Consider the following 10,467-nt stretch of genomic DNA (forward strand, 5'->3'; position numbering starts at 1 on the left):
CGCTCCGCCGCCGCCACCAAATTGAGGCCAGGCGACATCACTTCCGTCGGCGCATGCGCCTCCAGATGATGCAGATCTAGCCCTGTAGTACTAGGACGCGCCGTAGCCGGCGGTCAGCGCCAGGCCCATCAGGCCCGCGGCGGAGGAGATGTTGACGATCGAGCCGCCGCCGGCCGCCCGCATCGCCGGGATCACCGTCCTCATGGCGATGAAGACACCGGTCAGGTTGACGTCCACCACCTTGCGGAAGAACTCGACGCTCTCCGCCTCCAGCAGGGATCCGGTGGCGATGCCCGCGTTGTTGACCAGGCCGTCGATCCGGCCGAACTCGGCCAGCGTGAAGTCGGCGACGGCCTGCCAGTCCGACTCCGAGGTGACGTCGTGGCGGCGGAACCGGGCGGCGGCGCCCAACTCGGCGGCCAGCGCCGCGCCCTCCTCGTCGAGCAGGTCGGTGAGCACCACGGTGGCGCCCGCGGCGACGGCGTGCCGGGCCGTCTCGGCGCCCAGGCCGCGGGCGGCGCCGGTGATGACGACGGTCTTGCCGGTGAGGTCGTTCATGTGCTCACTGCTCCCGGGTGGGGGGTTGGTGGTCCGACGGGCGGCAGGGGGGTGACCGCCCGTCGGACCGTGGACGGCCAGGAGGGGAGCCGTCCGGTCCGGGAGGACCGGGGTCAGTCCGCGCGGCGGGCGCGGGCGGGGTCGCCCGGAGCGCGGCGGCGGACATTCCGGTCAGGTCGGCGAGGAAGGTCAGCTGGAAGTGACGGGGCCGGATGACGAGGCGGGATGGCGAGGTCCCGTCACGCCCGGCGGCCGCCCTACGGCAGCATGGTCGTCATGAGTCGTCAGTCCCTTGTGGGGAGCACCGATGTACCGAGCCGGCTCGGCCGGCTCACCCCGGCCGAACGCCGGGTCTGGCAGGCCTTTCCACACGGGGAGTTGGTCGACCTCCGGGTCGGCGACCCCGAGCTGGACCGGCCGGCCGCCGCCGACCGGTGGGGCACCGAGCGCGCGGTCCGCGGCGAGGTGATCGCGGCGCTGCTCCTGGGCGCCCGGGAGGCCGCGCCCGGCGCGGTCGCGGCGGTGCGGATCGCCGGCGCCCGGATCACCGGCGAACTCTCCGTCGGCCACGGCCGGACCGACTCCCAACTGCTGCTGCGGGGCTGCCGGTTCGACGGCCCGATCACCCTGGACGAGGCGACCACCGGGGCCATCGACCTGTCCGGCTCCCGGCTGACCACGCTCTCCGCGTACGGCGCCCAGGTACACGGCACGCTCGATCTGCGGGACGCGGTGGTCGAGGGCGGCGACGGAACCGCCGTGCACGCCGACGGGATCCGCGTCGAGGGCAGCCTGCTCGCCAGGGGGATCGCCGTCAGCGGAACGTTCAGCCTCATCAACGCGGTGATCGCCGGCCAGCTGGCACTCGACGGGGCGCGCCTGGCGAACAGCTCCCCCGCCGGGAAGTCGCTGAACGCCGGTGGGATGCGGGTCGGCCGCAGCCTGCTGGCCAGCCGGCTGGTGTCGGTCGGCGAACTGCGGCTGCCCGGTGCGCAGATCGGCAGTGGCCTGCTGTTCGACGGCGCGACGCTGATCGGCCCGGGCGGCCGCGCGTTCGACGGCACCTCGCTCAGCGTGGCGAGCGAGGCGTCGTTCCGGATCAACAGGTACAAGCAGCCGGACAGCCGGCCGTTCGCCGCGTACGGCACGGTCAAACTGCTCGGCGCGCGCCTCGACGGCGGCCTCAACCTCAACGGGGCGGTGCTGCACCCCACCCCGACGGCCGAGCAGGCGAAGCGGGCCGCCGCGGCGGCGGTCGCGGGGGAACCGGAGGAGACGCCGGAGACCGCGCCGCCGGCCAACGACGAGCTGCTGTTCAACGGGAGCCGGATGCTGGTGACCGGCAGTCTGCACCTGACCTACGGCTTCCGCACCGGTGGCGAGATCCGGCTCACCGGCACCCGGATCACCGGCCACCTCGACCTGGGCGGCCTGGCCTCCCCGCACGCGCTGCTGGCCCTCTACGCGACCTCTGCCGAGGGTGGCGTCCGCGACGACCTCGCCGACTGGCCCGAGCGGCTCAACCTGGACGGCTTCACCTACGGCCCCTTCAGCACCTACCTGGACGCCCGGCAACGGCTGCCGCTGCTCGCCCGCCAGGTCCACCGCGAGAGGAACGTCGGGACCGGCGGGTTCCGCGCCCAGCCGTACGAGCAACTCGCCGCCTACTACCGCTCCCTGGGCAACGACGGCGAGGCCAGGACGGTACTGCTGGCCAAGCAGCGCGTGTTGCGCGGCAAACTGCCCTGGCGGCAACGGATTCCGGGCCACCTGCTCGACCTGCTGGTCGGCTACGGCTACCGGCCGCTGCGCGCGATCGCCTGGGCGATCGGCCTGCTGGTCGCCAGCAGCGCCTACTTCAGCACGGTGAAGCCGCAACGGGTGAGCACCGAGGACCAGTCGGTGTTCAACCCGGTGCTCTACGCCGCCGACCACCTGATCCCGATCATCCACTTCGGCGAGGCGGACGTCTGGCAGTACCACGGCCTGCCCGAGGTGGTCACCGTGGTGCTGACCGTGCTGGGCTGGACCCTGGGCCTGGCGATAGCGGCCGCCGCCACCCGCACCTTCACCCGCAACTGACCGGCGCCGCAGGGGGTGTGAGCGGCCCGACGTCCCACGCGCCGGGCCGCTCGGCAACGACGCTACGGCTGGAGCCGCCCGGCGAACCGGCGCTGGAACCCGTCGCCGGTGTCGGCGGTCACCGCGTAGTCGTAGCGCCCGGCCCCGGTCGGTGCCAGCACGTCCTCCGCGCTGTCGCCCGGCTGGACGGTGACCGTGCGGGGCGTCGAACCGGTCGCCCCGAAGGCCGAGTTGGCACCGATGGTGAAGACCACCGGCCGGCCGCCCTGGTTGCTCAGGGTGATCCGCACCCCGTCCGGGGACTCCACCGAGGAGACCTCCGGGTGGCCCTTCGTGGCGTCCGACCAGGTCCGCGCGTCGCCCTGGTAGCCGCGCAGGAACCCGTCCGGCCCGTGCGCGTCGATGTCGTACGGGCCGCCGCTGACCCCGAGCGCGCTGAAGAAGTCGCTCACGCTGCCACCGGCCGGCAGGGTGTAGCGCCAGGCCCCGAACTGGCGGAAGTTCACCGTGTACATCGAGATCCCGGCGCCCAGGCCGCCGTGGTTGTCCAGGGTGATCCAGAGCTGTCCGGTACTGGTGTCGGTCCGTGAGGAGGAGCCGAAGCGGTAACCGGTCGGCAGCGACGGGCGGTCGCCCGGCTCGACCTGCGGCTGCTGCTGGATGATCGGCGGGAAGAGCGGCGGCAGCACCTTCTTGTCCTGCTCGGCCAGGTCGGCCAGCAGCTGCTTGGTGTCCGGCAGGGCCGGGAAGGTCCGGTTGCTGGTGGTGAAGTCGAAGGCCGACATCAGGTCGCCGCAGACCGTGCGCCGCCAGGCGGAGATGTTGGGTTCGCGCACCCCGGTCCAGTTCTCCAGGAAGCGCAGCACCGAAGTGTGGTCGAAGACCTCGGAGTTGACCCGGCCCCCACGACTCCACGGCGAGATGACGATCATCGGTACCCGGGGGCCGAGGCCGATCGGCGCGCCGTTGACGAACTCGTCCGGTGTGCCGTCCGGCGCCACCGGCGGCACCACGTGGTCGAAGAAGCCGTCGTTCTCGTCGTAGTTGAGCAGCACCACGGTCTTCGCCCAGACCTCGGGGTGCGCGGCCAGCGCCTGCAGCACGTACGAGGAGGTGAAGTCGGCCCCCTGGGCCGGCGGGTAGTTCGGGTGCTCCGACTGGGCGGTCGGGGCGACCACCCAACTGACCGACGGGAGCGTGCCGCCCGCGACGTCGTTGGCGAAGTCGTCGGCACCGCGGCGGGCCATGCCGTTGACGTAGAGCGGCGAGTCCTGCGGGGCGTTCTGGAAGGTCTTGAACCAGGCCAGGGCGTTGTCGTCGAAGTTGTCCTGCTGCTGGTAGACCTTCCAGGAGATGCCGGCGGCCTGCAGCCGCTCGGGGTAGGTGGTCCAGGTGAAGCCGGTCCTGCTGTTGTCGGTGACCGGGCCGCCGGCGGTGCCGTTCGGGTCGATGGTGCCCGACCAGAGGTAGAGCCGGTTGGGGTCGGTGGAGGCCATGGTCGAGCAGAAGTACTGGTCGCAGAGGGTGAAGGCGTCCGCGAGGGCGTACTGGTAGGGGATGTCCTGGCGGGTGTAGTAGCCCATGGTGTACCAGGACTTAGCCGGGATCCAGTTGTCGTACTGGCCGTTGGCCCAGGCGCTGTGGGTGCCGCTCCAGGAGTGGTCCAGGTCGAAGATCCGCTGGGCGTCGCTGGTGGAGGTGTCCAGGTGCCAGGGCAGCAGCTCGGTGCCACCCACCGTGCCGAGCATCCGCTGCCGCAGCACGTCCGAACCGCCCGGGAACCGCACCCGCGAGGTGTCGCCGTACCCGCGCACGCCGTTCAGCGTGCCGAAGTAGTGGTCGAACGAGCGGTTCTCCTGCATGAACACCACGACGTGTTCGACGTCGTCCAGCGTGCCGGGCGTGAAGGGTGCGGCCAGCGCCTGCTGGACGGCGCCGGGCAGCGCGCCGAGGCCCAGCGCGGCGCCGGAGGCGACGGCCGAGCCGAGCAGGGCGCGACGGGAGAGCGGGGACACGAGGCCTCCAGAAGGGGGTGACGGAGGGTCAGTTACCTGCGGGTAGGGATGATGGCAGTGCCGGATGAACGGCGGAAGGCCTGGGGACGGCCATTTGAGTTGGCCGGACAAGTTGTTGGCTCTGCCGCGCCCACAGGGCCGTTTGACTGCTCACCGACGGGTAAGGCTCCGCCCGTACCGTCCCGCACTGTCACGAAGTGGAGCCGCCCCCGATGTCCGAGCGTGGTACCGACGCCCACCAGGACCTGCCCGACCTGCCGCCGCTGGTGCGCCGTGCGCTGGACGCCGCGCGGGCGCACGGCTTCGGGCATTCCTGCCGACCCGAGCAGGGCCGGCTGATCAGCGCGTTGGCGGCCGGGGCAGCCGGTCGCATCGGCGAGACGGGTACGGGCTGCGGGGTGGGCCTGGCCTGGCTCGCCAGCGGGGCCGCGCCCGGGGCGCGACTGGTCAGTGTGGAGCGCGACCCGGCCCGGGCGGCCGTGGCGGCCGAGGTGTTCGCCGGACTGCCGCAGGTCGAGGTCGTCCGCGCCGACTGGACCGAGCTCTACCGGCGCGGCCCGTTCGACCTGCTGGTGCTGGACGGCGGCGGCCAGGGCAAGGATGCCGGGCCGGCGGCCGACCCACGCCGCCTCCTCGGCCCCGGCGGCACCCTGGTGGTGGACGACTTCACCCCCTCCCCCGGCCGTCCCCCGCGATTCCGGGGCCGCCCCGACACCGCGCGGCTGCACTGGCTGGACCACCCCGACCTGCGCGCCACCGAGCTCATCCTCGCCCCCGACCTCTGCTCGGTGGTCGGCACGCTGCGGCCGTGAGCACCCTCAGTACTCGACGCTGATCCGCCTGGCCGGCCCGTCCACCCGGATCCGGCCCCCGCAGGGCAGCACCAGCTGCGGGTCGGTGTGCCCGAAGTCGACGTCGAAGACGGCCATCGCCCGCGGCGCGTACTCGGCCAACGCCCGCAGGACCGCCGCGCGTTGGTCGGCCCGGTAGGCCGCCTTGGCCTCGGCAGCCAGCGGCCGTTGGAAGTTCCAGGCCTTGGCCCGCGCCAGCAGCACCGCCGGGAACTGCCGCAGCAGCCCGCGCTCGCCCATGTTCCGCAGGATCCGGTACACCTCGGCGGCGCTCGGCAGTTCCTCGGAGGTCTCCAGGTAGAGCACCTGCCCGGCGTACTCCCCGACCGGCCGGATCTCCCGGTCGGCCATCAGCAGCCAGGAGAGGATCTCCAGGTTGCCGCCCCAGCCCAGCCCCTCGACCACCCGGTCGCCCTGGTGCCAGTGCCAGCCCTGACCGGGCTCCATCACCGGCTCGGCCGCGAAGCTTCCCGGTTCCGCCCAGTCGGCCTCCTCGTCGCCCACCAGTGGCGACGCGCGCAGCTCGTACCGGCCCGGCTCGAAGAGCGCGGCGCGCAGCGAGTCGACGGTCAGCGGGTGCAGCGCGCCGGGGCGGCCGAGCTGGACCATCACCGAGCCGCCGTGGTAGCTCACCACACCGAGGTTGCGCAGCACGAGCAGCAGGTTGGTGTTGTCGCTGTACCCGAAGAACGGCTTCGGCTTGGCGCGGATCAACTCGCGGTCCAGGTACGGCAGTACGGTGATCTGGTCCTCACCGCCGAGGCTGGCGATGACCGCCTTGATGTCCGGGTCGGCGAAGGCCGCGTGCAGGTCGGCGGCCCGCTCCCGCGGGGTGGTGGCGAGCCGACGGGAGCCCGGGTACTCCACCGGTATCAGCCCGAACTCCTCGCGCAGCCGGCGCAGGCCCAACTCGTAGGGCTGCGGGAAGCGTTCGGCCGCCCCGCCGGACGGGGAGACGATCGCGACCCGGTCGCCGGGCCTGGGCTTGGGCGGGTACACAGGTGCTGTCATGGCGGGATCCTACGGACCCGCTGGTCCGACCGGCCAGCGGGTTTCGGGGTTGCCCCCGGACCCGCCCCAGGGCCGGGTCAGGGACCGCTCAGGGTGGATCCCGGATGGCCGGGCGCGGGCGGCGGAGCAGACTCATCCGATGTCACCGACCGAGTCGTGAACCACCGCCGAGGAGTTCCGAGATGACCAGAAGTGCCGTCAACCCCTCTTCCAAGCGGCGTCGTTGGTCCGGTGCCGGAGTGATCGGCGCGCTGGTGGTCGCGCTCACCGCCGGGGCGGCGACCGGCGCCCGGGCCGCCGGCCCGCTGCCACCGCCGAACGCCCAGGCACTACGGGCCTCGATCGCCGGACTGCCGAACGCCCAACTGACCAGCGCGGTGGTCCTGGTGGACGGCGCGGACGGCCGCTGGTCGGGCACCTCCGGCAGCGGCGACCTGGCCACCGGCCGTCCGGTGGCGGCCGACGGCCGGTTCCGGATCGGCAGCATCTCCAAGGTCTTCACCGCCACCGTGGTGCTGCAACTGGCCGCCGAGCACCGACTCGACCTGGACGGCACCGTCCAGCAGTACCTGCCCGGCACCCTGCCGGCCTCCTACCCCCCGATCACCGTACGGCAGTTGCTCAACCACACCAGTGGTCTGCCCACCGGCGGTGACTTCGGCGACGACGGCAGCGCCCAGTGGTTCGTCGACCACCGGACCGAGAGCTGGACTCCGCAGCAGGTGGTGGCCGACGCCGTCAGCCGCCCGATGCAGTTCGCACCGGGCACCGCGCAGCAGTACAACGGCGTCAACTACTTCCTGGCCGGCCTGCTGATCGAGCGGGTCACCGGCCGGCCCTACGCACAGGAGGTGAACCAGCGGATCCTGCGTCCGCTCGGGCTGAGCCACACCTCCGTCCCGGCCGCCGACGACACCCGGCTACCGCACCCGACCGCGCACGCCTACCTGACCCTCGACGCCCCGGACGGCTCCACCGAGCAGGCCGACGTCACCGAGCAGAGCCCCTGGCCGTGGGCCGAGGGCGGCCTGCTCTCCAGCGCACCCGATCTGGACCGCTTCCTGACCGCACTGCTGGGCGGCCGCCTGCTGCCACCCGCGCAGCAGGCCGAGCTGTTCGCGGTGCCGGACGTGCCGAACTTCCAGAACCCGAACTGCGCCATCGGCCCGGCCGAGGGTCGGGCCTGCTTCAGCACCGGGCTGATGCGGTTCACCGCGCCCGACGGCACCGTGCTCTGGGGCAAGACCGGCAGCCGCCCCGGCTACAGCAGCGGTGTCTTCGCCACCCGGGACGGGGGCCGGGACGTGGTCTACTCGCTCACCCCGACCGACCGCGACGGCGCCTCGTTCGCCGCCCAGTACGGGATCGTCGCGGCCGCCTTCGACCTGGCCGGCCACTGAGACGCCTTCCCCACCGGGCCCCACGAACCGACGGCACCGCCCCTCCGCGGGGGGAGGGACGGTGCCGTCGTACGCCCGCGCTCAGCCGGTCAGTGCGCCATGACCGGGATCGGCGCGTCCTCGTGCTCGCCCGAGGCGGCGGCCAGGTTGCTCTTGCCGCCACCGTTCAGCAGCGTCACGGCGATCGCCGCGGCCAGCAGCAGGATGCCGAACGACCAGGTGATCGCGGTGGCGAAGCCGTGCACCTGGGCCTCGGCGCCGAGCAGCTGCGGGGGCAGCTTGCCGACGTGCGACTTGACGAACGAGGTGCCGGCGCTGGTGGCGATGGTGCTCAGCAGCGCGGTGCCGATGGCGCCGCCGACCTGCTGCGAGGTGTTGACCATGGCCGAGGCCACACCCGCGTCCTGCGGGCGGACCCGGAAGGTCGCCAGGCTCATCGCCGGCATGAACGCGGTACCCATGCCGAGACCCATCAGGATCAGACCCGGCAGGATCAGCCAGTAGGAGGAGTCGATCTTGATCTGGGTGAGGATCAGCATGCCGACGGAGGCGACCAGGAAGCCGGGGCCCATCAGCGCCCGGGCCGGCAGCCGGTTCATCAGCCGGGCACCGATCTGGGTCGAACCGGTGATCATGCCCGCGACCATCGGCAGGAAGGCGACACCGGTCATGACCGGCGAGTAGCCGAGGACGTTCTGCAGGTAGTAGGTCAGGAAGAGGAAGAGCCCGAACATCCCGATCACGGCCAGGCCGAGCGAGAGGTAGGCGCCACCACGGTTGCGGTCGAGCACCACCCGCAGCGGCAGCAGCGGGGCCTTGGTCCGGCTCTCCACCAGCGTGAACGCGGCCAGCAGCACGACGGCGGCGGCGAACAGGCCGAGCGTCACGCCGGAGGTCCAGCCGTCCTCGGAGGCCTTGGTGAAGCCGTAGACCAGCGAGACCAGGCCGGTGGAGACCAGCAGCACACCTGGGATGTCGAGCTTGTTGCGGTTACGGGCGCCGCCCGGCTCGCGGATCACCAGGATCGCACCGGTCACGGCTATCACCGCGAACGGGACGTTGATGTAGAAGGTCCAGCGCCAGTTGAGGTACTCGGTGAGCACGCCGCCGAGTATCAGGCCGACCGCGCCGCCACCACCGGCGATGGCGCCGTAGATGCCGAAGGCCTTGGCCCGCTCGTGCGCGTCGGAGAACATCACCGAGAGCAGCGAGAGCGCGGCCGGCGCCAGCAGCGCGCCGAAGATGCCCTGCATCGCGCGGGCACCGATCAGCATCCCGGTGCTGACCGCGGCGCCACCGATCGCGGAGGACAGCGCGAAGCCGATCAGGCCGGTGATGAAGGTCCGGCGGCGGCCCCAGAGGTCCGCGATCCGGCCACCGAAGAGCAGCAGGCCACCGAAGGCCAGCGCGTAGGCGGTGATCACCCACTGGCGGTTGGTGTCGGAGAAGCCGAGGCTGCGCTGCGCGGAGGGCAGGGCGATGTTCACGATGGTGGCGTCCAGGACCACCATCAGCTGGGCGAGGCCGATGAAGCCCAGCGCCTTCCAGCGCCGGGGATCGGCCTGGTGGACCGTTTCAGACATGGAGGTACTCACCTAACGAGGTCAGAGAACTGGCTGATGCAGACGTACGGACGTGCGGAGGGCAGCGTCGGACGTGCCGACGTTCGAGTGCGGAAGCGGGAAAGTCAGAAGTTCAACGGGAATTCAGAAGTCGGGATCGGGAGCCGGGTCGGGCGGTCAGCTGCGCCGCAGGTCCTCCAGCGTGGCGGGACGACCCGGCAGGGCCGACGGGGTGGGGGTTCGCAGGCCGTCCAGGAGCAGGTGCAGGTGGCGGTGGATGAAGGGCGCGACGTCCAGGCAGAAGCTGCCCGGGACCGGCCGGGTGAGCTGGGAGAGCGCCACCATCAGGTCACCGGGACCGACGTCGGCGCGCAGCCGGCCGGCCCGGCGGGCCCGCCCCATCAGCTCCTCCAGGGCCGTCTCCAACCGGATCCGGGGCGCCATCAGCTGCTCGTCGAGCGGGTCGAACCGCTCCGAGAGCAGCGAGCAGAGCGCGCCGATCCGCTCCTCGGCGGCGACGTGGACGAAACGCGAGAGCGCCTCGAAGGGCTCGGTGCCGTCGACCGCCGACCGCTCGGCCTGGGCCAGGATCCGTTCCATCACCGACACCGCGACCTGCCGGATCAGCGAGACCCGGTCCGGGAAGTTGCGGTAGAGGGTCGCGTTGCCCACCCCGGCACGCTTGGCGATGTCGTCCAGCGGCGCGTCGGGACCGGCCTCGGCGAAGATCTCCCGGGCGGCGGTGATGATCCGCTCCCGGTTGCGGGTGGCGTCCGCCCGGAGTCGGTGCGCCGGCTTGGCGATGGTCGACTCGGCCGGCACGTCCGGCGCGGTCTGCACGGTGCCCATCTCGGCGCTCCTTTCCGGGGAGAAGTTCCCCACTTCCATCGACTGTACGGCAAACGGGGAATCCGTCCCCGGATATTTCCGCCCGGCCGCCGGTTTCGTCAGGTGTGACTCACCTCACTCACCCGGTTGCCGGCTCCGA

General features: G+C 72.2%; 7 protein-coding genes and 1 pseudogene. 3 read left to right on the forward strand and 5 right to left on the reverse strand.

The features are described from left to right. Window positions 1-93: 93 nt before the first annotated feature. Window positions 94-558, reverse strand: a pseudogene (locus ACZ38L_RS24955) (SDR family NAD(P)-dependent oxidoreductase); the annotation flags it as partial. A gap of 276 nt (window positions 559-834) precedes the next feature. Between ACZ38L_RS24955 and ACZ38L_RS24960 the strand changes: the two are divergent. Then, window positions 835-2,640 (forward strand): pentapeptide repeat-containing protein, encoded by a 1,806-nt coding sequence (locus ACZ38L_RS24960; protein ID WP_465697263.1) that lies wholly within the window; start codon window positions 835-837, stop codon window positions 2,638-2,640. A 62-nt stretch (window positions 2,641-2,702) separates the two neighbouring features. Here ACZ38L_RS24960 and ACZ38L_RS24965 read toward each other — a convergent pair whose 3' ends face one another. Next, on the reverse strand, window positions 2,703-4,655 hold the full coding sequence (locus ACZ38L_RS24965) for a phosphocholine-specific phospholipase C (protein ID WP_465697265.1): 1,953 nt from the start codon (window positions 4,653-4,655) through the stop codon (window positions 2,703-2,705). Window positions 4,656-4,867: 212 nt separating this feature from the next. On the opposite strand from ACZ38L_RS24965, the gene ACZ38L_RS24970 reads away from it, so the two are divergent. Continuing rightward, a complete protein-coding gene (locus ACZ38L_RS24970; protein ID WP_465697267.1) occupies window positions 4,868-5,467 on the forward strand; it encodes an O-methyltransferase in 600 nt (199 codons plus the stop codon). A gap of 6 nt (window positions 5,468-5,473) precedes the next feature. On the opposite strand, the gene ACZ38L_RS24975 is transcribed toward ACZ38L_RS24970, so the two are convergent. Further along, window positions 5,474-6,517 (reverse strand): S66 family peptidase, encoded by a 1,044-nt coding sequence (locus ACZ38L_RS24975; protein WP_465697269.1) that lies wholly within the window; start codon window positions 6,515-6,517, stop codon window positions 5,474-5,476. 182 nt (window positions 6,518-6,699) lie between these two features. On the opposite strand from ACZ38L_RS24975, the gene ACZ38L_RS24980 reads away from it, so the two are divergent. Next, entirely contained in the window at window positions 6,700-7,917 is a 1,218-nt protein-coding gene (locus ACZ38L_RS24980) for a serine hydrolase domain-containing protein (protein ID WP_465697271.1), read from the forward strand. An 89-nt stretch (window positions 7,918-8,006) separates the two neighbouring features. Here ACZ38L_RS24980 and ACZ38L_RS24985 read toward each other — a convergent pair whose 3' ends face one another. After that, window positions 8,007-9,500: an MFS transporter gene (locus ACZ38L_RS24985; RefSeq protein WP_465697273.1), complete on the reverse strand. Its 1,494-nt coding sequence runs from the start codon at window positions 9,498-9,500 to the stop codon at window positions 8,007-8,009. 156 nt (window positions 9,501-9,656) lie between these two features. Beyond that, window positions 9,657-10,328, reverse strand: coding sequence for a TetR/AcrR family transcriptional regulator (locus ACZ38L_RS24990; protein ID WP_465697276.1), 672 nt, complete (start codon window positions 10,326-10,328; stop codon window positions 9,657-9,659). Between the last annotated feature and the right edge of the window lie 139 nt (window positions 10,329-10,467).

Source organism: Kitasatospora sp. NPDC024654 (genome assembly GCF_055559155.1).